The organism is Flavobacterium sp. CBA20B-1, from assembly GCF_028473145.1.
Classification (GTDB): domain Bacteria; phylum Bacteroidota; class Bacteroidia; order Flavobacteriales; family Flavobacteriaceae; genus Flavobacterium.
This window is the reverse complement of record NZ_CP092370.1, coordinates 2,048,704-2,074,502: the sequence shown is the minus strand read 5'-3', so window position 1 is coordinate 2,074,502 and position 25,799 is coordinate 2,048,704. Positions and strand designations below refer to the sequence as shown.

The 25,799-nt window shown below is 38.0% G+C and carries 19 protein-coding genes and 1 pseudogene; 6 read left to right on the top strand and 14 right to left on the bottom strand.

Annotated elements, in window-relative coordinates:
• Nucleotide 1: 1 nt before the first annotated feature.
• Nucleotides 2–1,039: a TerC family protein gene (locus MG290_RS10185; protein WP_264561204.1), complete on the top strand. Its 1,038-nt coding sequence runs from the start codon at nt 2–4 to the stop codon at nt 1,037–1,039.
• Nucleotides 1,040–1,147: 108 nt separating this feature from the next.
• Here the strand turns inward: MG290_RS10185 and MG290_RS10180 are convergent, their stop codons facing one another.
• From MG290_RS10180 to MG290_RS10165, 4 genes are all read right to left on the bottom strand, one after another.
• Nucleotides 1,148–1,570 (bottom strand): OsmC family protein, encoded by a 423-nt coding sequence (locus MG290_RS10180; protein WP_264561203.1) that lies wholly within the window; start codon nt 1,568–1,570, stop codon nt 1,148–1,150.
• Nucleotides 1,563–2,258, bottom strand: a complete 696-nt coding sequence (gene rsmI / locus MG290_RS10175) for a 16S rRNA (cytidine(1402)-2'-O)-methyltransferase (protein WP_264561202.1) — start codon at nt 2,256–2,258, stop codon at nt 1,563–1,565. The genes MG290_RS10180 and rsmI overlap by 8 nt, the downstream gene beginning before the upstream one ends.
• Nucleotides 2,259–2,359: 101 nt before the next feature.
• The gene (locus MG290_RS10170; RefSeq protein WP_264561201.1) at nt 2,360–2,692 is read right to left on the bottom strand and encodes a hypothetical protein; all 333 of its coding nucleotides are present in this window, start codon (nt 2,690–2,692) and stop codon (nt 2,360–2,362) included.
• A gap of 59 nt (nt 2,693–2,751) precedes the next feature.
• Nucleotides 2,752–3,684 carry a hypothetical protein gene (locus MG290_RS10165; RefSeq protein WP_264561200.1) on the bottom strand — a complete coding sequence of 311 codons (933 nt, stop codon included), beginning with the start codon at nt 3,682–3,684 and terminating at the stop codon, nt 2,752–2,754.
• A 91-nt stretch (nt 3,685–3,775) separates the two neighbouring features.
• Between MG290_RS10165 and MG290_RS10160 the strand changes: the two genes are divergently transcribed.
• The gene (locus tag MG290_RS10160; protein WP_264561199.1) at nt 3,776–4,360 is read left to right on the top strand and encodes a thymidine kinase; all 585 of its coding nucleotides are present in this window, start codon (nt 3,776–3,778) and stop codon (nt 4,358–4,360) included.
• A gap of 129 nt (nt 4,361–4,489) precedes the next feature.
• On the opposite strand, the gene MG290_RS10155 is transcribed toward MG290_RS10160, so the two are convergent.
• The 10 genes and pseudogenes from MG290_RS10155 to MG290_RS10110 all read right to left on the bottom strand — a co-directional run.
• Nucleotides 4,490–5,680 (bottom strand): phosphoglycerate kinase, encoded by a 1,191-nt coding sequence (locus tag MG290_RS10155; protein ID WP_264561198.1) that lies wholly within the window; start codon nt 5,678–5,680, stop codon nt 4,490–4,492.
• A gap of 169 nt (nt 5,681–5,849) precedes the next feature.
• Nucleotides 5,850–7,811, bottom strand: a complete 1,962-nt coding sequence (locus MG290_RS10150) for an OmpA family protein (protein WP_264561117.1) — start codon at nt 7,809–7,811, stop codon at nt 5,850–5,852.
• A 12-nt stretch (nt 7,812–7,823) separates the two neighbouring features.
• Complete coding sequence (locus MG290_RS10145; protein ID WP_264561195.1) at nt 7,824–8,744, bottom strand: PorP/SprF family type IX secretion system membrane protein; 921 nt, start codon at nt 8,742–8,744, stop codon at nt 7,824–7,826.
• A gap of 12 nt (nt 8,745–8,756) precedes the next feature.
• The gene (locus MG290_RS10140; protein ID WP_264561194.1) at nt 8,757–10,004 is read right to left on the bottom strand and encodes a gliding motility-associated C-terminal domain-containing protein; all 1,248 of its coding nucleotides are present in this window, start codon (nt 10,002–10,004) and stop codon (nt 8,757–8,759) included.
• Nucleotides 10,005–10,006: 2 nt separating this feature from the next.
• Nucleotides 10,007–12,073, bottom strand: a complete 2,067-nt coding sequence (locus MG290_RS10135) for a choice-of-anchor L domain-containing protein (RefSeq protein ID WP_264561193.1) — start codon at nt 12,071–12,073, stop codon at nt 10,007–10,009.
• 7 nt (nt 12,074–12,080) lie between these two features.
• A complete protein-coding gene (locus MG290_RS10130; RefSeq protein WP_264561192.1) occupies nt 12,081–12,488 on the bottom strand; it encodes a hypothetical protein in 408 nt (135 codons plus the stop codon).
• Between the two features lie 226 nt (nt 12,489–12,714).
• Nucleotides 12,715–19,551, bottom strand: coding sequence for a hypothetical protein (locus MG290_RS10125; RefSeq protein ID WP_264561191.1), 6,837 nt, complete (start codon nt 19,549–19,551; stop codon nt 12,715–12,717).
• Between the two features lie 157 nt (nt 19,552–19,708).
• On the bottom strand, nt 19,709–20,452 hold the full coding sequence (locus MG290_RS10120) for a sensor histidine kinase (RefSeq protein WP_264561190.1): 744 nt from the start codon (nt 20,450–20,452) through the stop codon (nt 19,709–19,711).
• A gap of 24 nt (nt 20,453–20,476) precedes the next feature.
• A complete protein-coding gene (locus tag MG290_RS10115) occupies nt 20,477–21,115 on the bottom strand; it encodes a helix-turn-helix transcriptional regulator (RefSeq protein WP_264561189.1) in 639 nt (212 codons plus the stop codon).
• 510 nt (nt 21,116–21,625) lie between these two features.
• Nucleotides 21,626–22,057, bottom strand: a pseudogene (locus MG290_RS10110) (RNA polymerase sigma factor); the annotation flags it as partial.
• Between the two features lie 711 nt (nt 22,058–22,768).
• Here MG290_RS10110 and MG290_RS10105 point away from each other — a divergent pair.
• The 4 genes from MG290_RS10105 (at nt 22,769) to MG290_RS10090 (ending at nt 25,791) form a co-directional block, all read left to right on the top strand.
• Entirely contained in the window at nt 22,769–23,086 is a 318-nt protein-coding gene (locus MG290_RS10105; RefSeq protein ID WP_264561188.1) for a hypothetical protein, read from the top strand.
• Nucleotides 23,087–23,707: 621 nt separating this feature from the next.
• Nucleotides 23,708–24,496 (top strand): sensor histidine kinase, encoded by a 789-nt coding sequence (locus MG290_RS10100; protein WP_264561186.1) that lies wholly within the window; start codon nt 23,708–23,710, stop codon nt 24,494–24,496.
• Nucleotides 24,474–25,127: a response regulator transcription factor gene (locus MG290_RS10095; protein ID WP_264561185.1), complete on the top strand. Its 654-nt coding sequence runs from the start codon at nt 24,474–24,476 to the stop codon at nt 25,125–25,127. Before MG290_RS10100 ends, MG290_RS10095 begins: the two co-directional genes overlap by 23 nt.
• Before the next feature lie 217 nt (nt 25,128–25,344).
• The gene (locus MG290_RS10090; RefSeq protein WP_264561184.1) at nt 25,345–25,791 is read left to right on the top strand and encodes a hypothetical protein; all 447 of its coding nucleotides are present in this window, start codon (nt 25,345–25,347) and stop codon (nt 25,789–25,791) included.
• The last annotated feature ends 8 nt before the right edge of the window (nt 25,792–25,799 follow it).

The following is a 25,799-nucleotide window of genomic DNA, read 5'->3' as shown; positions in this document are numbered from 1 at the left end:
TATGAAAAATATTCCCGAAGATCATTTAATCAACCATCCGTGGTTAATAGGCGGTTTTGCAATTGCTGTGGTAATTATGCTTTTGCTAGACTTAGGTGTTTTTAACAAAAAAAGTCATACCATTTCCAACAAAGAAGCCCTTTCATGGACCATTGTTTGGATAGCTCTTTCCATGGTTTTTAGCGGCGTTGTTTATTGGGTGTTAGACAAACCTTATGGCATCACCGATAATTTTGCCAAATACCAAGCAGCATATTGGATTGAAAAAGCACTTTCGGTAGATAACTTATTCGTGTTTATTTTAGTATTCAAATTCTTTAAAATACCTAAAGATTATCAACATAAAGTATTATTTTGGGGCATTTTAGGCGCTTTGTTTTTTAGAGCTATATTTATCTTTGCAGGAGTTGAATTGATAAAATTAACCTATGTAACCTTACCATTTTTAGGAATAGATTCCGAAACGGGTGAACCGCGCCAGTTAAACGTGATCTTATTTGTTTTTGGTATTTTCTTGATTATTGCAGGTATTAAATCGTGGGCTTCAGATAATCATGATGGCGAGGAAGAAGGAGCAGATATGTCAAGAAACATCGGTGTGCGTATTGTGCACAAGTTTTTTAAAGTAACGAAAGATTTTCACGGCGATAAATTTTTTACGGTAGAAAATGGCGTAAAAATGGTTACGCCACTGTTTGTAGCTTTAGCTGTAATAGAAATCACCGATTTGGTATTTGCAGTAGATAGCATTCCTGCTATATTTGCCATCGCACCAGACGATCCATTTATACTTTATACATCGAACATTTTTGCAATTTTAGGATTGCGTTCTATGTATTTCCTATTAGCCAATTCCATGGATATGTTTTCTAAACTGCATTATGGTTTGGCAATTATTTTGGCATTCATCGGAGTAAAAATGATTATAATGCCTTATTATCATTTCGATTCTTCTGTATCATTAACCATCATTGGTTCGGTATTGGCTATCTCGGTTATATGGTCTTTAATATCAAACAGAAAACAGAAAGAAGCATAGAGGAACGTCCGATTTTTATTGAATTCATAATATTCACAGACGAAGGATGATGGCGGATGTTTTTTATATTGATCAGGCTGTCCAAAAATTGATGAAACCTTTGTATTTTTAAATTTTATGAAAAACCGTTTCAATTTTTACATCGGCAAAACTGCGAAACATGTGCATCACACCGCAATATTTTTCCACTGAAAGCTGAACAGCGCGGTTTAATTTTTCTTCGTTTAAATTACTTCCGTAAAAATGGTAGCTAACCGTAACTTTGTCGTAAACCTGTGGTTCGGTATCGGTTAAGAAACCTTGTGTTTCAATGTTGAAATCGGTTACTTCCAAGCGCATTTTTTTAATCAGCGACGCAACATCCAAGCCCGAACAGCCTGCTAAAGCCGATAACATTAGCGCTTTTGGACGCAATCCGTTGTTTGTTCCGCCCACTTCTTCGGCAGCATCAATAATTAACGAACCGCCCGGATTGGTCGATTCAAATTGCATATTTCCCTTCCAAGTGGTGGTGATTTTGTGACTACTCATTTTTATTCTTTTTTTCTTTTTGTTTTCCTGCTACAATCACAACTATTTCGCCTTTTGGTGGCTTGGCTTCAAAATGTTGCAACACTTCTTCTACCGATCCGCGTATGGTTTCTTCGTGCAGTTTTGATAATTCGCGCGATACCGAAACTTGTCGTTCTTTACCAAAATAGGTTTCGAATTCTGTTAATGTTTTTACCAGTTTATGTGGCGATACATACAAAATTATGGTTCGGGTTTCTTCTGCCAATGCCAAAAAACGTGTTTGTCGTCCTTTTTTATCAGGCAAAAAACCTTCAAAAACAAATTTATCGTTTGGCAAGCCGCTGTTTACCAATGCCGGAACGAAAGCTGTTGCGCCCGGTAAACATTCCACAGGTATATCGTTTTCTACACAAGCACGCGTTAATAAAAATCCGGGGTCTGAAATAGCAGGTGTTCCCGCATCTGAAATCAACGCAATGGTATGTCCGTTTTTTAATTTTTGCACCGTATGTTCCACCGTTTGGTGTTCGTTGTGCATGTGGTGGCTGTGCATTTGGGTACCAATTTCAAAATGCTTTAACAATTTGCTGCTGGTGCGCGTGTCTTCTGCCAAAATTAAATCGACTTCCTTTAAAACCTTAATGGCTCTAAAAGTCATGTCTTCTAAATTGCCAATGGGCGTTGGCACAATGTATAATTTACTCATTTGTTGAGTTTTTTTTTTATGTTTTTACACTGATGCACAGATATTTATTATTTTTTTTAGGATATATCCGCAGTTTTGTAAAGATTTGAAATTTTACAAAATTAGTTTTCTTCTTCTAACTTGTCAAGTCGCTTATTTTCTTTATCTGTTTTATCTTTAATAATGTAAAGTAAAAATATTAAAAATAAAGGGGTATATGTTAAATAATCAATATTAGAATCTATATCTTCTTGAATAGGGTAGATTTTATATTTAATTTTGAAATCATCTATTTCATTATTATTTTCTTCTTGAGTTTTTATTTTTATAATATCGTCTATCTTTTCGTCTATTTCACTTCGAAAATAATAATTAGAAAATCCAAAAGCTATAATTAACAATATCTTAATTATAAATAACAAACTAAGTTTTGGATATTTTTGAAAACTATTCATCTATAATTTTATTTATTTAAATTTCAAAAAATCTGTGCATCTGTGGTATATCAAACTTGTTACAAAAATCTTTTTTCAACCAACTGCATGAAACGGTTTTCGTAATCTTCTTTTCCGTTCCAGTTGTTAAATTCGGGCTTTACTAGATCGTCAATAAAATCTTTGGCTTCCTCGTAACTTTCAATGGTGTTTAATTGCGAAATCACTCGGTTTAAATCGTCGCTGCTTCCGTTAAACAAGTTTTTTTCAAAGGCGATCCTGTCATTCAAACCAATCGAAATTTTATTGGCAAACGCATCGTTTATCGACTTATTTAAAGGAATTTGACGGTAATTTTCTGTAGATTTATCTGTTGCCTGATTGGTGACAAAATGTTGTGATCCTTTAAACGTATCTTCCTCTTTTTCGCTGGAATCATTCGTATTAAAAAGTTCGTTGTGCGGAATAGAAAAAACAGGATCGATCTCTAACGTAGCACGTTCAACCGCTTCTTTTGCATCTTCCAAAGGATCTAATTGTTCCACGTTTTTTATTTCTTCCTCGATAGCATCAATAGTTTTTATAGTTTCATGAAGCGATGGCGTAAACTCCACCACATCATCTTCTTGAATTTCTGGATCTTCTTCGCTTTCCAATTCGTGTATCTTCAAAACCGAATCTTCAACTGGAGGTGCGGCATCAATAGCAGCTGCGTTTGTAACGCTTAATTCAATCGGCGTAATTAATTCTTCTTCAAAAGAAACCACATCATCTTTCCTATCTTCGCTCAAAAAAATACTGCTTGATGGTTCTTCAGTGACCTCTTCTAACAATTTTTCAGGAGTGATCGATGGATCCAATCGAAACTTATTATCTTCATAAAACTGCAACAAAATCAATTTATTATGCAACAATTCCGTTTCTTTCAATAGCGAAGAAATTTCGGATTTATCTTTTAACTTTAAGATTCTGTGTGCAATACTGATTAAATCTGATTCAATGATTTTCTTCATAACTTTTAAATTTTTACCAATTATTTTTTGATAAATTTGCAGGATACAAAGTAACAGAAAAAACTGTTTTAAACAACTTATATTTGCTAAAATGTTTCTTGAAAATCCTGTAAATCATAAAGAACAATTTGGATGGATCGAAGTGATCTGTGGGTCGATGTTTTCGGGAAAAACCGAAGAATTGATTCGTAGATTACGCCGAGCACAGTTTGCCAAACAGCGTGTAGAAATCTTTAAACCTGCTGTTGACACGCGCTATGACGACGAATTGGTGGTTTCGCACCAAGGAAACGAAATTAGATCTACTCCCGTTCCTGCTGCTGCAAACATCCGTATTTTGGCCGATGGTTGTGATGTGGTTGGAATTGATGAAGCGCAGTTTTTCGACGATGAAATCGTAACGGTTTGCAATGATTTAGCAAATGCGGGAATTCGAGTGATTGTTGCCGGATTGGATATGGATTTTAAAGGGCAACCTTTTGGCCCCATGCCTGCTTTAATGGCAACTGCCGAGTATGTGACTAAGGTTCACGCAGTTTGCACACGCACCGGAAATTTAGCAAATTATAGTTTTAGAAAAGCAGCCAACGATAATTTGGTTATGCTGGGCGAAACCAATGAATACGAGCCCTTAAGTCGTGCCGCTTATTATAAGGCGATGCGAGAAAATCAGTAGGTGTTAGTTTTTAAATTAAAGAAGATATTTTACATAATTAATAGAAACCAAATACGATTTTTTGTAAAACTATTAAATAAAATAAAAAAATCAGGTGTAAAAAACCTGATTTTTTTGTTAAAACATAACTTATCCTTGTATAGCTGCAATTCCGGGAAGTGTTTGTCCTTCAAGCATTTCCAACATAGCACCACCGCCGGTTGACACATAACTCATTTTTTCTTCTAAACCAAATTGTTTTACTGCTGCCACAGAATCGCCACCACCTACTAATGAAAATGTTCCTGCTTGGGTGGCATCAGCAATAAAATTACCTAATGTAATGGTACCTGACGCAAACTTTTTCATTTCGAAAACACCTAGTGGTCCATTCCATAAAATAATTTTAGAATCCATAATAACCTTGTTAAATTGCTCTAAGGTTTTTGGCCCCACATCTAAACCTTGCCAGCCATCTGGAATATGGTTTGCGTCAACAATTTGTGTGTGCGCATCGTTTGAAAATGCGTCTGCTGCAACCACGTCAACAGGAATGTGAATTTGAACATTTTTGGCTTTTGCTTTTTCCAAAATTTCTAATGCAAGTTGCATTTTATCGTCTTCAACAATAGAATTTCCAACCATCCCTCCTTTTGCTTTTATAAAAGTAAACATCATTCCACCGCCAATAATCATGTGATCCACTTTGTCTAAAATGTTTTCGATAATAGTGATTTTTGAAGACACTTTTGATCCTCCCAAAACAGCAGTCACAGGTTTGTCATTTGAATTTAAAACTTTATCAATACTTTCAATTTCCTTTGCCAATAAAAAACCAAAACATTTATCGTTAGGGAAAAATTGTGCAACAATAGTTGTGGAGGCGTGTGCGCGATGTGCGGTTCCAAAAGCATCGTTCACGTACACATCACCCAAATGGGCTAATTGTTTTGCAAAATCTTCATCTCCAGCCTCCTCTTCTTTATAAAAACGCAAATTTTCTAATAAAATAATAGCTCCCGGCTGTGCATTTGCAACGACCTTTTCTACTTCACTTCCCACCGAATCGTTTACAAAAGTTACTTTTCTGCCTAAAACTGCTTCTATTTTTGAAACGATATGTTTTAAAGAAAATTTATCTTCCGGACCATTTTTTGGACGACCTAAATGCGACATTAAAACCGCCACACCTCCATCGTTCACAATTTTTTCGATAGTGGGTTTTGCTGCTACAATACGATTGTCATCGGTTACCTGAAACTGATCGTTTAAAGGCACATTGAAATCTACACGAACAATGGCTTTTTTATTATTAAAATCAAAATCGTTAATTGTTTTCATTTATTTTAAGTTGAATTGTTTTAAGTGACAAATATACAATTTTGTGAATTGATTTTATTTTGATTTATTAAGGAAGATTACCCAACCCCCACAAAAAACCACCCCCAAACGGTATCTTTTACCATTTGGGGGGGGTGTTTAATAAGCTTTAATCCTTTGTGTGGGTGGTTTACATCTCCACAATAATAAACTCGGATCTACGGTTGGCTTGGTGTGCTTCTTCGCTACACTTCACACCGTCGGCACATTCGTTGACTAATTGGCGCTCGCCATAGCCTTTCGAGGTTAATCGTGACGAACTGATGCCTTGGTCAATCAACCATTCTCTGGTCGATTTTGCGCGGTTCTCAGACAATCTGTCGTTGTACTTGTGCGATGCACGGCTGTCGGTATGCGAACGAATATCGATTTTCATCGTTGGATATTCTTCCAATACCGCCAATACTTTTGCCAACTCTGCTGCTGCATCCGGACGGATGTTGTATTTGTCTAAATCAAAATAAATAGGATTCAGTTTTAATACTTTAAACAAGTCGTCGCCTACTTTTACAGGGGTTTTCGCCGGTTCCAATACAATGGTGTGCTCGGTTACACCGCTTTCATTGGGCAAAAGCACCACGTCTTCTTGGGTCGTATAGCCTTCTTTTTCCGCTTTTAAGCGGTAGGTTTCCCCACATTTGAACGTGTTGTTGAACACATAACCGTCGTTTTGGTAGCGGTTGCTGCTTTCTAATTCGCCGTACAAATTGTTGTAAAGCGTTACGTTGGCATCAGTGATAATGTCGCGGGTTTTGCCGTCTATTACTTTTAAAAGCAGTTTTTGGATACACTCTAACTGCAACGGTTTGGTTTCATGGAAACTGTAAATATCGTCGTTGCCGTTGCCGCCCTCACGGTTGCTTGAAAAGAAACCTTGTTTGGTGTTTGGGTCGATATAATACGCAAAATCATCTGCATTGCTGTTGATTGGTGCTCCTACGTTGTGGATTTCCCCGGGTTGGCTGTTTCTGTCTAATTTCGTGGCATATACATCTAACCCGCCTAGTCCTACTCTACCGTCGCTTGAAAAATACAATTCCCCACTTTCGGTTACAAACGGAAAGGTTTCTCTGCCTTCGGTGTTGATCCCCTCACCCATGTTTACAGGGCCGCCAAAAGCGCCTGAGGGATGAATCGCCACCTGCCACAAATCCGATCCGCCGAAACCTTCCGGACGGTCGCTCGCAAAATACATCGTGGCTTCGTCTTGGCTTAAGGTGGGGTGTGCCGTGTTGTAGCCGTCCATATTGAACGATAGTTCCGTTACATTTTCCCATTTGCCATCCACGTTTTCTGCACGGTAGATTTTAAGCTTCGTGTTTTTGTCGGCATCGTATTTACGGGTATGGTTGATGTAGTTGTTGCGTGTGAAATACATCGTGTTGCCGTCTTTGGTAATCACCGCTGTTGATTCATTAAGTGGTGATTTTACCTTGCCTTTCAATCGGGTTACTTTGTCGTCTTTTGTTGCCGTTTCGGCTACGCTGTACAAGCTGGTAAAGGCATCACCTGTCCAGGTGTGTTCGCGTTTGTGCAAGCTGCCTGTGTCGCGCGCGCTGGTAAAGTACAATTGGTTGTTGTGTACATAACTCCCGTAATCGGAATAAGGCGTGTTGATCTCTAAGTTCTTAATCTGGTCGTAGCGACCTGAATTGGCTTGTATCTGCTTTTTAAGCGCGGCTTCGTTCTGGCGGATTTTTGACCGCTGGGTGTGGCTGCCGGCTTTGCTTACAAACTGGTCGTAATACTTTTTTGATTCGCTTTCTTTGCCCACGTGTTGCAAGGTTTGGGCGTAGCGGTAATAGTACTCACTGCCTATGTTTTCGTTGCCAAATTCTTTGAACAAGCGTTCGTAGTGCTTTTGGGCTTCGCCATAGCGCGCATTGAAATAGTAGGCGTTGCCTAACTTTTCTAGTACATCCTTCCCCGCATAACCGCGGTTGGCTACTTTCTCGTAAATGCCAATCGCATCTACATAAGCCCATTGGTTGTAGTCTTTATCGGCTGTATTTAATCCCGCTTGTGCTTGTGCCCCCGTGTTCCCCAACATAAAGGCCGTGAACAAAGCGGCTGTGTATATCCCTTTTTTCATTTTTCTTTATTTTTAGAAGAAACGCGGCGAGTTCACGCGGCGGTATCTGTTAAACAATTCAAAGCGCATAAAAATCTCGTGTGAGCCGTTGTTGTAATTTCGCAAGGCTTTAATATCGCTGTCGTAGCTATAGCCTATGAATAATCCGTCGGTTACTTGGAAGCCTGCCAAGGCACTCCATGCGGCATCCCAGCGATATGCGGCTCCTAAAGTAAACTTCTCGTTGATTAAGAAGTTCCCTGTGATATCGGCTTGTAATGGTGCGCCTTCTACTGCTTTTAACAAAAATGCCGGTTTGAATTTCAACATTGGGTTCAACTCAAATACGTGACCTCCCATTAAAAAATAGTGCATCTTTTGCTGCATCGTGCTTTGTACGTTGTCGTCGTAGCGCGTAGTTTCTAAAAAATGGGGTACCGATAATCCTACATACGTTTGCTCGTTATGCCAATAAACACCTGCTCCTATGTTTGGAGTGAATTGGTTGTTGATGTCTGTAAGAATCTGCGGATCGTTCGGGTTGTATTTGTTCAGCCTGGAATAGGCTACATTCAGCATATTGGCTGATCCTTTTAAACCGAAGCTTAATTTGCTACCGCGGTTGTTTAAATCTAAGGTGTACGAGAAATCTACACTTAACGTGTTTTCATCGGTCACTCCTAACCTGTCGTTTACAAAGCTTACTCCCAAACCTACTTTACTCTCGGCTATAGGGGTGTTTATGGAAAACGAATTGGTCGTTGGTGCGCCTTCTAATCCTACCCATTGGCTGCGGTGCAAGCCAAAGATGCTTAACGCGCCTCTGCTACCTGCATAAGCCGGGTTGATGTTGATGGTGTTGTACATGTAATTCGTGTACTGGGGGTCTTGTTGGGCGTTTGCCGAAATGCTTACCAAAGCTAACAAAGCCATTATCTTTTTTAATTGTTTCATTGCTTTTTAGTTTTAGTCGTTGTTTTCTAAGTGTAAATACCCTACTTTTTTAACCCATTGGCTTTCTCCATCGCGGTCGAATAAATATTCCACTACATAATAGTAGGTTCCGCTTGGGAGTTTTTCGCCTTCGTTTACAATGGCATTGCCTTGGGCATAGCCGCGGAATACGTTGCCGTTGCTGTCGTAGCTATGGGTTTCATATACTTTTCTTCCCCAACGGTTGTAAATGGTTACGTGGTTGTTTGGAAATTGGTTGATGTTGTCGATAATGAAATAATCGTTCATGCCGTCGCCATCGGGTGTTACCCCGTTGTAGATTACTACTTCACCCGGATTTATAAGATTTTCTTTAATCGTTCCAAGGGTAAATATTCCAAAGCCATCTACATTTACAGGTGTGCTTACGGTTTGCTCGCCATAGTTTACTGCACCGCCTTCATCTACCCACAATTTTTGGGTTTCGTCCCAACGAACTATGTGTAGCAAATCAGGGTTTGCTGTTAACCATGCCGGTGTCGTGCGCGTATCCCATGAGAGGGTTACAACCACCGAATTGTCGGTGTTTACGCTTTGGTTGATGATCCAATATTCTTGGTCGTCAATGGCTTTTATGACACCGGTGCGGCTGGCATGCGGGTATTTGCTGTTGGAATTTTCCAATAAGTATTCCCCCGTGTAGATTTCTGCTTCTTGAACGGGTGCTGATATGCCTGCAAAACGGTAATAACCTCCGTCGCCAATAGGGTATTTAAACCCTTCGTTGCCTTCTTTGGTAACTTCACCGTTTACGTGGCTGCGGTCTGAAGTATTGATGTGGTTGGCGCCTTTTAAGAAGACAAATGCACCGCCATTGGCTTTGTCCATCAACACCACTCCGTTCAGTAAATTAACTGTGCCGGCATTGGCAATGTCGTTGGTTAAATGAAAGCTGTGTTCTGCGCCGCTTTTGTTGAACAATACATCGTAAAAACTACTGGGTGAACTTCCTGAAATCTGTTGCATGCCCGGCATTAAGCCTTCAAATACCACATAGCCCGTGCGGCTGTTGGTTGTGTAACTAAACAAACCTTCGTTTTGGTAATCGCCGTAGAAATAAAAATCGCCGTCGTTTAATACATCGCCCGTTGATTCGTTCTTGAAATTAAAGTAGGAAGATACTTCCGTGCCCGGCTCTACTTTTAGTAAGCCTTGGTTTATTGTTTGGGCACTGCCTATAAAGGGAAGTAATCCTATCGTATATATAATCTCTCTTCTCATAATTATTTGTTTTTTGTTCCTCTCGAACGAAGCATTGGATTGGTAACAACTATTGGAGGTTTCGGACACTCTATTACCAATGGCGTTGCTGGCATCGGGCACAACGAACCTAACCTTGTCAAAGTAATATTATCAATATAATAATCATTACCAAAGCTAGCATCTAAATCGTTACGAAATTCCAATACCAAATCACCAATACCACATGGAGCTTCAGCTACGGTAGGCACGCTAAAATACAACTCTACATTAATCCATTTGCCTTTAGTACTACCCCAATCTTCGAATGTTTCCGTTGTATAAATTCCCATGATTTTTCCAGTATCTTTTTCTTTAATATCTATGGCTATTCTTGCCGGTCCTTTTACAAGATACATCCACATAGAAGCTCTATATGTTTCTCCCTGTACAACATTAATATCTCTTGCATAGAATGCATCTAAGGTTTCTCCACCATTTATAACCATTACTGCGCCTTCTTCTGTACCAGAAATATCGGTAACTGCTCCGGCCTCTGGACCATTCTCGCCGTAAAAAGCAGGTGTCCAGAAGTACCAACTAAGATTAGCAGGATTCCATCCGTTTTTTATGTATCCGGGTGATACCACTGCGTAGTGGTTATTGTCGATTGCTGTTTGTCCGTCGTTGGTAGATGTTGGGTAAGCATTCGCAAAAGTAAAGCTATTTGCAGGCATGTAGGCAGATGTTGTTCTTCCACCATTAATACTGCTATTACTCTGTCCAAAATCATCATAAAAAACCAACTCTTCATAGCAAAGCGGGTTGGGCGTCATCACTGCTGTGTTGTTGCTATAATCTGGGTCAGGCTCGTCTGACACTATAGTTGCCACATTGGTATAGTTACCTGTATTGTTGACTGTTGCTCTGATTTTAAGCTCGGCCTCTTCAAAAATTGCTTGGATATCACCGATAGACCATTCACCTGTTGCAGTGTTGTACGTACCCTTGTCGGCAATATGGCTCACATAAGTATAGCCATTAGGCAACACATCTTGCACGACCGCTCCTTTTGCATCATAAGGACCAAGGTTTGAAGCTGTAAGTGTAAACTCTATTTCGTCTCCGTACGCTGGATCCATCATATCGATTACTTTCTCGATTTTTACATCGGCACCCGTTGTCCCTTGTACTTTTTTAAGCAAAACTCCAGAATCATACTGAGTATCGCCTGCATCAGCAATAGCTATTTTAAACTCGTAGGTACCTCCTGGCGTGAGATTTTTGAGGTCGTAAGTAATCAACTTAGTCAATCCATTATATTCAATAAAGACAGGAAAAGGACCAGGATTAGTATTTGAGTTTAGTCTTCCGTTTGAATTTACTGTTGTTGTATGCCCATTGACCATGTAATGTTCTGATTGAGTCAAATCTAAACCCGAATAAGTAGCTGATCCTGAGCTACCTGCATAACCATAGTTTACTGTATTGATAGAAATAGGGTTATTACTATGTGGCAAACGTGCCATATTGATGACCGATGCGCCACCTGGCAAAGTAGCTCCGCCACTAATTGGGCGAACAAAAAAACCAAAAGCATCGTTAAACTGTGAACCTACAAAATCAGGATACTCTTCTGAACCAAACTGAAAAACAGCACGAATAGCCGTGGTATGGCTTGCTAAAGTAACTTTGAACTTATAAATAACAACATCGCGCGTTGCTTGATTGAAAATACCTGTCAAATCACTGTCTGTATAAGTATTGCTCTGTGCTTGATAGGATTTGTTTGTAGTATTATTTCTGCTAGCTAAATCTTCTGAAGCTCTACCTGTTGTAAGAAGTATACCTTCGTCCATACCAAAGCCTGCATTTAACCCGTTACTAAACGTAGCTATTTGACGATTACGCACCCCGCGAACAAGACCATCACCTGTACCCAAATACATGGTCATACCTCCTCCATTCAAAGCTGATAGGATTTGGGCGTCAGTTGGGTTTGTATTTTCGATAGTTGCTTGCACAGGTGTTTGAGCATACATATCAGTTGTGGTAAAGACTAACAGAAATACCAACAAACATCTATTAATATTATTTATTATTTGATTCATAACTAAACTATTCTTCTGTTATTATTAAATTTAACTCTTGAAGCAAAGCTGAGTTATTCAAAATTTTTTGATTGAATATCTCGAGACTTATTACTTCAGTTAATTCATTAATATTCTCTTCTCCCGGATGGCGGTTGACAGGCTGACCATATCTGATGACATCTTCTAAATCACCAAGAACAATTTTTCTTTTATGGTTGATTCTTACTCCGTCTTCAATGTCAGCATTTTTCTGCAACAAAATGTCTCTCAGGTACTCTTTTTGTGTTGGCGAAATAGGAATCTCGTTTTCAATCAATGTCAATTCATTGTTTACGACTGTAATTTCTGCTGTAGTCCAGGAAGAGTTTTGGGCATACGTATTCCCGAAGCAAAAAATGCTTAACAGAAAAACTATATTAAATATTTTTTTCATAATCAATTGATTTTATTTTTAATGAAACGTTATGTAAGCAAGTAACTTATTTACATTTTTTATAATGAAGAAGCAAAATTCATATATTTCTGCTTACATCTGCAGTACTAAATCTTAAAAAAAGCCTCATTCGTTCTTTCTTTAATGACAAAGAACGAATGAATGAGGCCATAGTTATATTATAATTTTATGTTAATTATCGAAAATATAAAGAAAGAAGTGATGACTATTTTACTTCAAAAACTATGTTCATAAACGACCCTACAGTAATGTCTGCACCACTTGCGATGGTATAGGTCATGATTCCGCTTGCATTAATCGTTACATTTTCGAATACAGTATCATCATACCATACAATATGGTAGTGCAACTCATTGGCTGGCAATGTAGGTATACTTGCGCTAGTCTCGCTAGAAGCCATCGGAGTACTAAACTGATTAGTGTAGTTGGTATGTAAATTGATGGTATATACACCTCCGCTTTCGCTAGCGCCTGCCATACCTGGTACCTGATCTGGTGCCGTTGGCATAATCACTGATGGCATGTAGAAGAACTTAGGCATCGCTGCTTTGACTGCTCTTAATACACCTGTAGTTTCGTCGGCAACGACAATTTGATCATCATCTTCGCCTACTTCTAACCCTTCTATAGCTAACGTTTGTGTAGCATCAGTTACAATTGATGTAGGCTTGATTAATGTACCTCCTAATTGAATGTTATCATTCGTCTTAGTTAAACCGTTATCTGCGGTAGTGTTCGCATCGAAAGTTACTACTGTACCGTCTACCGCTGTGTGGGTAAAGGTACCGTCGCCGTTGTCTACAAATATATCGCTCTCTTGCTCTAAGATGTTGATGATCTCACTATAGATATCGCCTTGGTTTTGGATGTTGGTTACCACATCGCCTACTACGTCTACCGTAATGGTATCGCCGTTGGCGTTGGTGAAGGTATAAGTACCGTCATTGTTGTTAACCATATCCAAGGTGTTTGCATCAAAGGTTACTACTGTACCGTCTACCGCTGTGTGGGTAAAGGTTCCGTCGCCGTTGTCTACAAATATATCGCTCTCTTGCTCTAAGATGTTGATGATCTCACTATAGATATCGCCTTGGTTTTGGATGTTGGTTACCACATCGCCTACTACGTCTACCGTAATGGTATCGCCGTTGGCGTTGGTGAAGGTATAAGTACCGTCATTGTTGTTAACCATATCCAAGGTGTTTGCATCAAAGGTTACTACTGTACCGTCTACTGCTGTGTGGGTAAAGGTTCCGTCGCCGTTGTCTACAAATATATCGCTCTCTTGTTCTAAGATGTTGATGATCTCACTATAGATATCGCCTTGGTTTTGGATGTTGGTTACTACATCACCTACTACGTCTACCGTTAAGGTATCACCATTCGCATTGGTGAAGGTATAGGTACCGTCGTTGTTGTTAACCATATCCAAAGTATTCGCGTCAAAGGTCATTACCGTTCCGTCTACTGCTGTGTGCGTAAAGGTACCGTCGCCGTTGTCTACAAATATATCGCTCTCTTGCTCTAAGATGTTGATGATCTCACTATAGATGTCTCCTTGGTTTTGGATATTGGTTACCACATCGCCTACTACGTCTACCGTAATGGTATCGCCGTTGGCGTTGGTGAAGGTATAGGTACCGTCGTTGTTGTTCACCATATCCAAGGTGTTTGCATCAAAGGTTACTACTGTACCGTCTACCGCTGTGTGGGTAAAGGTTCCGTCGCCGTTGTCTACAAATATATCGCTCTCTTGCTCTAAGATGTTGATGATCTCACTATAGATATCGCCTTGGTTTTGGATGTTGGTTACCACATCGCCTACTACGTCTACCGTAATGGTATCACCGTTGGCGTTGGTGAAGGTATAGGTACCGTCGCCGTTGTCAACCATTGCTGTGGTGTTTGCATCAAAGGTTACTACTGTACCGTCTACTGCTGTGTGGGTAAAGGTTCCGTCGCCGTTGTCTACAAATATATCGCTCTCTTGTTCTAAGATGTTGATGATCTCACTATAGATATCGCCTTGGTTTTGGATGTTGGTTACTACATCACCTACTACGTCTACCGTTAAGGTATCACCATTCGCATTGGTGAAGGTATAGGTACCGTCGTTGTTGTTAACCATATCCAAAGTATTCGCGTCAAAGGTCATTACCGTTCCGTCTACTGCTGTGTGCGTAAAGGTACCGTCGCCGTTGTCTACAAATATATCGCTCTCTTGCTCTAAGATGTTGATGATCTCACTATAGATGTCTCCTTGGTTTTGGATATTGGTTACCACATCGCCTACTACGTCTACCGTAATGGTATCGCCGTTGGCGTTGGTGAAGGTATAGGTACCGTCGTTGTTGTTCACCATATCCAAGGTGTTTGCATCAAAGGTTACTACTGTACCGTCTACCGCTGTGTGGGTAAAGGTTCCGTCGCCGTTGTCTACAAATATATCGCTCTCTTGCTCTAAGATGTTGATGATCTCACTATAGATATCGCCTTGGTTTTGGATGTTGGTTACCACATCGCCTACTACGTCTACCGTAATGGTATCGCCGTTGGCGTTGGTGAAGGTATAAGTACCGTCATTGTTGTTAACCATATCCAAGGTGTTTGCATCAAAGGTTACTACTGTACCGTCTACTGCTGTGTGGGTAAAGGTTCCGTCGCCGTTGTCTACAAATATATCGCTCTCTTGTTCTAAGATGTTGATGATCTCACTATAGATATCGCCTTGGTTTTGGATGTTGGTTACTACATCACCTACTACGTCTACCGTTAAGGTATCACCATTCGCATTGGTGAAGGTATAGGTACCGTCGTTGTTGTTAACCATATCCAAAGTATTCGCGTCAAAGGTCATTACCGTTCCGTCTACTGCTGTGTGCGTAAAGGTACCGTCGCCGTTGTCTACAAATATATCGCTCTCTTGCTCTAAGATGTTGATGATCTCACTATAGATGTCTCCTTGGTTTTGGATATTGGTTACCACATCGCCTACTACGTCTACCGTAATGGTATCGCCGTTGGCGTTGGTGAAGGTATAGGTACCGTCGTTGTTGTTCACCATATCCAAGGTGTTTGCATCAAAGGTTACTACTGTACCGTCTACTGCTGTGTGGGTAAAGGTTCCGTCGCCGTTGTCTACAAATATATCGCTCTCTTGCTCTAAGATGTTGATGATCTCACTATAGATATCGCCTTGGTTTTGGATGTTGGTTACCACATCGCCTACTACGTCTACCGTAATGGTATCGCCGTTGGCGTTGGTGAAGGTATAAGTACCGTCATTGTTGTTAACCATATCCAAGGTGTTTGCATCAAAGGTTACTACTGTACCGTCTACTGCTGTGTGGGTAAAGGTTCCGTCGCCGTTGTCTACAAATATATCGCTCTCTTGTTCTAAGATGTTGATGATCTCACTATAGATATCGCCTTGGTTTTGGATGTTGGTTACTACATCACCTACTACGTCTACCGTTAAGGTATCACCATTCGCATTGGTGAAGGTATAGGTACCGTCGTTGTTGTTAACCATATCCAAAGTATTCGCGTCAAAGGTCATTACCGTTCCGTCTACTGCTGTGTGCGTAAAGGTACCGTCGCCGTTGTCTACAAATATATCGCTCTCTTGCTCTAAGATGTTGATGATCTCACTATAGATATCGCCTTGGTTTTGGATGTTGGTTACCACATCGCCTACTACGTCTACCGTAATGGTATCACCATTTGCATTGGTGAAGGTATAGGTACCGTTGCCGTTGTCAACCATTGCTGTAGTGTTTGCATCGAACGTTACTACTGTACCGTCTACCGCTGTGTGCGTGAAGGTGCCGTCGCCGTTGTCTACAAATATATCGCTCTCTTGCTCTAAGATGTTGATGATCTCACTATAGATATCGCCTTGGTTTTGGATGTTGGTTACCACATCGCCTACTACGTCTACCGTTAAGGTATCACCATTTGCGTTAGTGAAGGTATAAGTACCGTCGTTGTTGTCAACCATTGCTGTGGTGTTTGCATCGAACGTTACTACTGTACCGTCTACTGCTGTGTGCGTAAAGGTGCCGTCGCCGTTGTCTACAAAGATATCGCTCTCTTGCTCTAAGATGTTGATGATTTCACTATAGATATCGCCTTGGTTTTGGATGTTGGTTACCACATCGCCTACTACGTCTACCGTAATGGTATCACCGTTGGCGTTGGTGAAGGTATAAGTACCGTCGTTGTTGTTTACCATATCCAAAGTGTTCGCGTCAAAGGTCATTACTGTACCATCTACTGCTGTGTGCGTAAAGGTGCCGTCGCCGTTGTCTACAAAGATATCGCTCTCTTGCTCTAAGATGTTGATGATTTCACTATAGATATCGCCTTGGTTTTGGATGTTGGTTACCACATCGCCTACTACATCTACCGTAATGGTATCACCGTTGGCGTTGGTGAAGGTATACGTACCGTCGCCGTTGTCAACCATTGCTGTGGTGTTTGCATCGAACGTTACTACTGTACCGTCTACTGCTGTGTGCGTAAAGGTGCCGTCGCCGTTGTCTACAAAGATATCGCTCTCTTGCTCTAAGATGTTGATGATTTCACTATAGATATCGCCTTGGTTTTGGATGTTGGTTACCACATCGCCTACTACGTCTACCGTAATGGTATCACCGTTGGCGTTGGTGAAGGTATAAGTACCGTCGCCGTTTTCAACCATTGCTGTGGTGTTTGCATCGAAGGTTACCACCGTGCCGTCTACCGCTGTGTGCGTGAAGGTGCCGTCGCCGTTGTCTACAAATATATCGCTCTCTTGCTCTAAGATATTGATGATCTCACTATAGATATCGCCTTGGTTTTGGATGTTGGTTACCACATCGCCTACTACGTCTACCGTTAAGGTATCACCATTTGCGTTAGTGAAGGTATAAGTACCGTCGTTGTTGTCAACCATTGCTGTGGTGTTTGCATCGAACGTTACTACTGTACCGTCTACTGCTGTGTGCGTAAAGGTGCCGTCGCCGTTGTCTACAAAGATATCGCTCTCTTGCTCTAAGATGTTGATGATTTCACTATAGATATCGCCTTGGTTTTGGATGTTGGTTACCACATCGCCTACTACGTCTACCGTAATGGTATCACCGTTGGCATTGGTGAAGGTATAAGTACCGTCGCCGTTGTCAACCATTGCTGTGGTGTTTGCATCGAACGTTACTACTGTACCGTCTACTGCTGTGTGCGTAAAGGTACCGTCGCCGTTGTCTACAAATATATCGCTCTCTTGCTCTAAGATGTTGATGATCTCACTATAGATATCGCCTTGGTTTTGGATGTTGGTTACCACATCGCCTACTACGTCTACCGTTAAGGTATCACCATTTGCGTTAGTGAAGGTATAAGTACCGTTGCCGTTGTCAACCATTGCTGTGGTGTTCGCGTCAAAGGTCATTACTGTACCGTCTACTGCTGTGTGCGTAAAGGTTCCGTCGCCGTTGTCTGTGAAAATATCGCTCTCTTGTTCTAAGATGTTGATGATCTCACTATAGATATCGCCTTGGTTTTGGATGTTGGTTACCACATCGCCTACTACGTCTACCGTTAAGGTATCACCATTTGCGTTAGTGAAGGTATAAGTACCGTTGCCGTTGTCAACCATTGCTGTGGTGTTTGCATCGAACGTTACTACTGTTCCGTCTACTGCTGTGTGCGTGAAGGTGCCGTCGCCGTTGTCTACAAATATATCGCTCTCTTGCTCTAAGATGTTGATGATCTCACTATAGATATCGCCTTGGTTTTGGATGTTGGTTACCACATCGCCTACTACGTCTACCGTTAAGGTATCACCATTTGCGTTAGTGAAGGTATAAGTACCGTTGCCGTTGTCAACCATTGCTGTGGTGTTTGCATCGAACGTTACTACTGTACCGTCTACCGCTGTGTGCGTAAAGGTACCGTCGCCGTTGTCTACAAATATATCGCTCTCTTGCTCTAAGATGTTGATGATCTCACTATAGATATCGCCTTGGTTTTGGATGTTGGTTACCACATCGCCTACTACGTCTACCGTTAAGGTATCACCATTTGCGTTAGTGAAGGTATACGTACCGTCGTTATTGTTTACCATTGCTGTGGTGTTTGCATCGAACGTTACTACTGTACCGTCTACTGCTGTGTGCGTGAAGGTGCCGTCGCCGTTGTCTGTGAAAATATCGCTCTCTTGTTCTAAGATGTTGATGATCTCACTATAGATATCGCCTTGGTTCTGGATGTTGGTTACTACATCGCCTACTACGTCTACCGTTAAGGTATCACCATTCGCATTGGTGAAGGTATAGGTACTGTCGTTGTTGTTAACCATATCCAAAGTGTTCGCATCAAAGGTCATTACCGTTCCGTCTACCGCTGTGTGCGTAAAGGTACCGTCGCCGTTGTCTACAAATATATCGCTCTCTTGCTCTAAGATGTTGATGATCTCACTATAGATATCGCCTTGGTTCTGGATGTTGGTTACTACATTTCCAACTACATCTAATAAAACAGCTCCCGCTGGCACACTTGTCCATGTAGAAACATCTACTGAACCACCATTTAAAATATATTCTTCAGAAAGGTAATATTGATTACCTTGATAAGTAACTATATTAGTTGAAATATTAATTGCTTCCAAAGGGACAGAAACTGTATTCCCATCACTATCTGTAAGTACTAAATCTCCGCTTATAACAGTTAAGGTAGTGTTTGTTGTATTTTTATCTAATGCAATGACATCAGACTCATTTACAATACGCATCCATTTATCAATATACCAATAGTAATAACCAGGTTGTATATCGTTTTCGTTATTGGTATTAAATACCAACAAACTATTCACATTGCCATTTTGAATGGTAGTTGCATCTGTTGTTGAAGATAACGCTACCCTTGGCATGAGAACCCCTTTTTTATCTGATGTTACATCTAATTGTGAAGAGGAATTTGGATTTAATGTTCCAATACCTACCTGACTATAAGCGTTGATACCAAATAACAATAATGATACTGAAAGTAATTTTCTATTCATAACATTAACTAATTATTTTCTAAAATTATTCTAATTATTTTTTAATCAAAGGCAAAGGTACTAATAAAATAAAATGAAATTCAATTTTTTTTTTACTTATAGCATGAATATGCTATAAACAATCCTAAAACAATAAATTTTAATTCGATTTTTATACCTAATTAACATAAATTTGCACTTCTAACTCCGCACCCAATAAGGGTTTGTTCAGATTTAGTGTTCCTTTTATAGCCTTTACTCTTTTTTCTATTGATTTTAATCCGTAACCATTTCTTAATATGTGCGTTGGTAATCCAACACCATTATCTGCAATTACAAGATATACTTTTTGTGATTCTTTATACAATGTTACTGATACATTGGTTGCTTTTGAATGCTTTAAAATATTTGTAAACGCTTCTTTTATAATAAGGAGCAATTCGTTTTGTTGATGTGTATTTATGCTAGTAATGGCCTCTTCCTCTATCTCAACTGCTGTTTTGTATGCGCTTGATGCAAAAAATGTATCGGTTAACTTTAATAGTTCATTGGTAAATGTTAAATTGGCAACTGGCTTTTGTTCTAACAGTTCATGACTTTTATTTCGAACATGATGATACACCGCAGCTACCATTTCATTGACATGTTTTAACTGGGTAGTATTATTTGTTTGTAGGGCTATATCGATATTGTTTTTTATTGCTGCCAAAGTTCCTGCTAAATCGTCATGAAGATTTTGAGCCATTGCTGTGCGCTCTGCCTTTACATGCTTTGCAATTTGAATTTCAATATGAGTTGCTAATCTCTTTTTTGCTTTTTTTAAATCATTCAACCTTTTTTTTTGTTTGAAACATAGTACTGATAGCACACAACTTGTAACTAAAAGCACACCAATTACACCTATAATAACCACCCACTGCATAGAACAAAAATTTATAGGACGGTTTTAATCTAAAATTAAGCCCGATTTACGCACATACGACAGCAATTCGGTAATGGAATTGGTGTTGGTTTTTTTCATCATTTTTCTGCGATGCGCCACCACTGTATGACGGCTTAAACAAAACTTTTCTGCGGTTGCGTTTACGGAATAGCCTTTGGCAAAAAATTCTAAAATCTCAATTTCGCGCGAACTTAAAAGTACTTCTTGCACTTTGCTAGCTTCTTCTAAAATATTAGCAATGATCGGACAGAAAAACGATGTTCCTTTTTTTAACCTATTTAAGCAGTCAATAACTACATCAAAACTTGCTATTTTGGATATAACCGCTTCTGGTCGTGCGGAAATTATGGTACGAATGGCCACTATTTGTGTTACACTACTTATAATAATTATTTTAACTTTTCTATTTATACGACGGATTTCATTAACGATTTCAATACCCAATTGATCGCCCAAATAATAGTCTAAAAACAAGTAAACTTCTTTTCGCGGATTTTTTAAAAAATAATCCATTCGCATTTTTGCATCGTTCAATACATGAATTTCATCAAAAATCCCTACTTTTTCTAATAACAACGTAAATGAATCGGTGAATAACGCATGATCATCAACTACAACTGCAACTTTTTCTATATTTTCCATCTTTTCACACTTTAAAATTGAACAATCGTTTCAACTTAAAAAATCGAAGTATGAATAAGTGTTTAATTATCAATTGTTCTTATAAACATTTAGGTACAAAAAAATTACCTTTATCTGTACGTTAAAGCTGTTTACTTTTAATTAATCATTATCCATACATAAGTATTTTTTATGACAAGCTTTGTGAATGATTCCGTTCATATTCGCAAAAACTTCTGTAAAATGGATACAATTTTATTATTTAGTGTTTTTCTTATGTTTGTAACCATTCAATACTTTAAGCAAATGTAGGAAGAGTCTTTAAAAGTCTTTGTAGTACCATAAACGTGTTAGTTGTAGAACTTGTTCTACAAGCGAATCATATAAATAACTACTTTATAGATAACTTAAATATGTTATTCGGATAAAATATAGTATGTATTTGCATTCTGGTAAGAAAGTAAGCATTGCTTGATAACTGCTTTATTGAGACATATGGGGCAACTTTCTTCATATAATAGGGTAGAAAATTTATTTATGCAGATCTAAAACTTTTTGTTTTGCACGTGATAAACGCATTTTTACTGCACTTAGTTTCACATTTAAAATTTCTGAGATTTCTTTAATTGACAAATCTTCTTGATACTTCATGATAAGAATCATTTTATCTGTAGGCGGAATGGTATTTAAAATTTGTTGCAATTGCGTATAAGAAATCTCAAAAAGATCATATTGATTAAGCTCTTCATTGGTAGTGTCTTCCTCGCTTTCTTCTACTAAATAGTCATCAGAGAAATAAAATTTCTGTTTTTTATTTTTATTGACATAATTAACACAGGAATTAAAAGTGATAGCATACAACCAAGTAGAAAACTTTGATTTCCCCTTAAAATCAGTTAGTTTAAGAAATATCTTAATAAATATATCATGTGTGAGATCTTTTGCTTCCTCTTCATTTTCAACAAAAGCATAACATTTATTTTATACAAATTGGGCATACCTATCGTATAAAATTCCAAAATAGGAATAGTGATTATATTTTGTTATCAATTCTACTATTTCTTGATTGGACAATGTTACTTTACTATCTATTCTTTTCTTCATCAACACATATTAGGGGTTCAAATTTAGTGTTTTACAGATAACAACCAAATAATGTACAACTAAATAGTACATCCCAATTATTTTTTTAACCTCCGTATCCTGTTTTATAAAAACTTTATCAGAATACTACACAACTTTTTTTCATCATTTCCTTTTTATTGAATCAACTTTTCATGTGTATTTTTTTCAAAGTACAACATTTTTAGATTCTTGGATGAAAATTAATAAATGATTAACTATGATTCAATGACAAATTTTTGCTCATTTTTTATTTCAAGCTAAAAAAACAACAATTTTAAACTATTGACATTCAATATTTTAAATATCATCTTGTATCAACCAATAATTTTATTTGTTTTTTTTTTGTAAAAAAACCCATAAAAGTTTTGCGGTATTAAATTTATTCGTAAATTTGGATTTCATAAGTGTTTTTTTTGGTTATTAAGAGGTTGCTAGTGTTCGCACTACAACCTCTTTTTTTATACATTCTGACGCATATTGAAATGCTTGGAATGTTTGGTAAATTGGATTAATTACTGAAATTTGTAATGCAACAAAACAATATGTACTATGGAGATTAATTCAAATGCATCAAAGGTAATTACTTTAGAAGAAGCCATTGCTTTTACACATGCTTACCAAACCCTTTACCCTAACGAAATTAAAGCTTATTTTGCCGGAAGCAACAAAATTGAGAGTATTCTATCGCAAGAAAATTGCATAGGAATCCGAATTTACAATGGCTACAACACCGCTAAAAACACTACCAACTTGGTTTTGGTTGGAGTGAATGCGTTAGGAGAAGATATGACAAACGGTATTATTTTAGAAAATCTTGTGTCGTGTCCTCAACATTGTTCATCAACAAGTGTGCTACTTAAACCTTAATTTGTGATTGCATTATTATACATCACACTTTTTAGTGGAATACTACCAGCAACCGTTTTGATTATAAAAAAAAACCAAAAGAACTTTTGCTTTTACAAATGCAATTGTTCCTTTTGCTGTTTTAACTGCTTTTGCCAGCTTATATGAGTTTCTATTTTCACTTTTTTTAAAGATAGATACATCTTACTGGTTTCAGGCATACGCTTTATTGGAAATGGGCTGTATTGTATATTTCTTTACAAAAGTTTTCAAGGGGCGTTATAAAATACTATCGCTTCTGATGCTGTTTTTATTTATAGGGTTTTACCTTATTTCTTTTAAAATAGCTCATGAGAATGGTAAACTTGTGGCAAATGCCTTAAACAAAACCATTGTGACTTTTTACACGGTTACTTTTACCCTGCTTTGGTTAACGCAGTTCATTAAAAGCGATAAAAAAATTCCTTTAAAAACAAATCCTATTTTCTACTTTGTTTCTGGTTTTGTCATTTATTACTGCACTACCCTGCTTTTATTTTTAGCAAGCAATTATTTATATACTAATAATATTTTCTTTTACGAATATTGGGTAATTAACATTATTGCTACATTCGTATTACGAATTCTTTTAACGGTAGGAATATGCAAGATACAACAGAAGTAGAGCTTTTTTTATGGATTGGCACTTCGGTGATGGCTTTTTTAGCAATTGGCGTACTATTATTAGCTGTTCTTCATCAGGCAAAAGTGGAACGCTTGAAACGAAAAGAGTCTGAAAATTTATTGAAAGCATCTTTATTATCAGAAAAAAAGGAACGCCAACGTATTGCCTCGGATCTTCACGATGGTATTAGTGGGGATTTAAGTGCTTTACAGAATTATATCAATCTATTAAGAAAACAAGAAAAAGATTTGTCTAAAATAGATTTGTTTGATGACATTTTGGTTCTCATAAAACAGTCCACAATGAATCTTCAAAATATAAGTTACAGCCTTATGCCTCCTACGATAGAAAGTCATGGTATTGTTATTACTTTGCAAAACCATTTTAAACGAATGGGAAAATTGCATAATATTACGTTTACAGAAACCTATACTATTGATTCCCAAAACATACCCTCGGCGGTGAGTTATGAATTATACCGGATTATTCAGGAATTGACCAACAATGCTTTGAAACACGGAAAAGCAAATAACATTGAGATACAGATGTTTTTAAAAAACGAGGAAGTGAATGTTGTAATTAATGATAACGGAAGTCCTTTTGATTTTTACAGTCATGTAAAGCATTCTAAAGGAATGGGGCTTAAAAATATTCTTTTACGCGTACAGCAGATAAACGCACAGCTAGAATGCACACCTAAACAGATGGGCAACACTACTCAAATAAAATTTAATACAAATAACTATGTTGAAGATAGCTATAACTGATGACCATACTTTATTTAGAAAAAGTTTGTCTATGCTTATAAATAGTTTTGAGGGGATGCAAGTTGTTTTTGATGCAGCAAACGGCATAGAGTTATTTGATACCATTAAAAATCATGAGGTAGATATTCTATTGTTAGATTTACAAATGCCTAAAATGGATGGTTTTGAAACTTGTAAAATTTTAAAAGCACAATATCCTTCGATAAAAATTATGATATTAAGCCACTTAAATCATGAAACGGCAATTGAACGGGTTTTAGATTTAGGAATAGCAGGATATTTCACAAAAAATATTTCATCTTTAGAACTTGAAGATGCCCTGTGGGATTTAACACACGATGGATTTTATTTTGAAAACAACTTACGTTTAGTAATCAATAAATTATTAGCCCACGATCGAAAACAGAAACCAAACCATACGAATCAACTTTTTAGTGATAGAGAGATTGAAATTATAAAATTGACCGCCGAAGGATTTAAAGCGAAGGAAATTGCCGATAGATTATATATAAGCCCAAAAACCGTGAATAACCACAAGCAAAATATTCAAAATAAATATAATTTTGACAGTATGATGAGTGCGATACTTTATTGCATAAAAAATAAAATCATCACAATCAACACTTTATAGCACTTTATGGTTTAAGAACTTTTATAGCGTACATAAAACGAAACTTACAATAGAATAAAAATAGGTATTTTACCTATTGTTGTAACTAGTTCTTCTTTATAATTTAGCATGTATGAAATGTCAGCAAAAAAACTAAAATTCGTATAAAGAAAAACACCAATGATTTTAATGGGCTGTCAATTTATTTGACAGCTTTTTTATTTTAAAAAAATATGCTATGAAGCCAATACCTCACACGCGCTATGAATTTATTGGGAATCACTTAAATTTTTTTTATAATAAAACCCAAGAATACGTTAAAGATTTAATTCCCTCTACTAAAAGTTATACGGTAGACTTGCAGCTACTGATAAAAAAATTTGATGCACATACCCTTCATAAAATAAGATTAATTGGAATAATAAGCAATTCAGAAAAAAGAAATACGCAATTAATTGCTTTAAAAAACCAGTTGGAACAACTACTCAAAACCTTACAGTTCATACAGCTATCGTACCTGCAACTTGCCGAAAACAGATTTTCTAGAAAAAATATGCCATTACATTTTCAACATCCTTCCCAAGAAAAACAAAACCACCCCTTTGAGAATTGGGATTATCTTCTACAAGTTGTTAATTGCTATTACGCCGAACTTCTTTCAAAAAAGCTATCAAATCTATCATAAAAAAAGCC

Coding starts and splice junctions, on each gene's coding strand:
- MG290_RS10185 (WP_264561204.1), top strand. CDS start 2: ATGAAAAATATTCCCGAAGATCATTTAATCAACCATCCGTGGTTAATA.
- MG290_RS10180 (WP_264561203.1), bottom strand. CDS start 1,570: ATGAGTAGTCACAAAATCACCACCACTTGGAAGGGAAATATGCAATTT.
- rsmI (WP_264561202.1), bottom strand. CDS start 2,258: ATGAGTAAATTATACATTGTGCCAACGCCCATTGGCAATTTAGAAGAC.
- MG290_RS10170 (WP_264561201.1), bottom strand. CDS start 2,692: ATGAATAGTTTTCAAAAATATCCAAAACTTAGTTTGTTATTTATAATT.
- MG290_RS10165 (WP_264561200.1), bottom strand. CDS start 3,684: ATGAAGAAAATCATTGAATCAGATTTAATCAGTATTGCACACAGAATC.
- MG290_RS10160 (WP_264561199.1), top strand. CDS start 3,776: ATGTTTCTTGAAAATCCTGTAAATCATAAAGAACAATTTGGATGGATC.
- MG290_RS10155 (WP_264561198.1), bottom strand. CDS start 5,680: ATGAAAACAATTAACGATTTTGATTTTAATAATAAAAAAGCCATTGTT.
- MG290_RS10150 (WP_264561117.1), bottom strand. CDS start 7,811: ATGAAAAAAGGGATATACACAGCCGCTTTGTTCACGGCCTTTATGTTG.
- MG290_RS10145 (WP_264561195.1), bottom strand. CDS start 8,744: ATGAAACAATTAAAAAAGATAATGGCTTTGTTAGCTTTGGTAAGCATT.
- MG290_RS10140 (WP_264561194.1), bottom strand. CDS start 10,004: ATGAGAAGAGAGATTATATATACGATAGGATTACTTCCCTTTATAGGC.
- MG290_RS10135 (WP_264561193.1), bottom strand. CDS start 12,073: ATGAATCAAATAATAAATAATATTAATAGATGTTTGTTGGTATTTCTG.
- MG290_RS10130 (WP_264561192.1), bottom strand. CDS start 12,488: ATGAAAAAAATATTTAATATAGTTTTTCTGTTAAGCATTTTTTGCTTC.
- MG290_RS10125 (WP_264561191.1), bottom strand. CDS start 19,551: ATGAATAGAAAATTACTTTCAGTATCATTATTGTTATTTGGTATCAAC.
- MG290_RS10120 (WP_264561190.1), bottom strand. CDS start 20,452: ATGCAGTGGGTGGTTATTATAGGTGTAATTGGTGTGCTTTTAGTTACA.
- MG290_RS10115 (WP_264561189.1), bottom strand. CDS start 21,115: ATGGAAAATATAGAAAAAGTTGCAGTTGTAGTTGATGATCATGCGTTA.
- MG290_RS10105 (WP_264561188.1), top strand. CDS start 22,769: ATGGAGATTAATTCAAATGCATCAAAGGTAATTACTTTAGAAGAAGCC.
- MG290_RS10100 (WP_264561186.1), top strand. CDS start 23,708: ATGCAAGATACAACAGAAGTAGAGCTTTTTTTATGGATTGGCACTTCG.
- MG290_RS10095 (WP_264561185.1), top strand. CDS start 24,474: ATGTTGAAGATAGCTATAACTGATGACCATACTTTATTTAGAAAAAGT.
- MG290_RS10090 (WP_264561184.1), top strand. CDS start 25,345: ATGAAGCCAATACCTCACACGCGCTATGAATTTATTGGGAATCACTTA.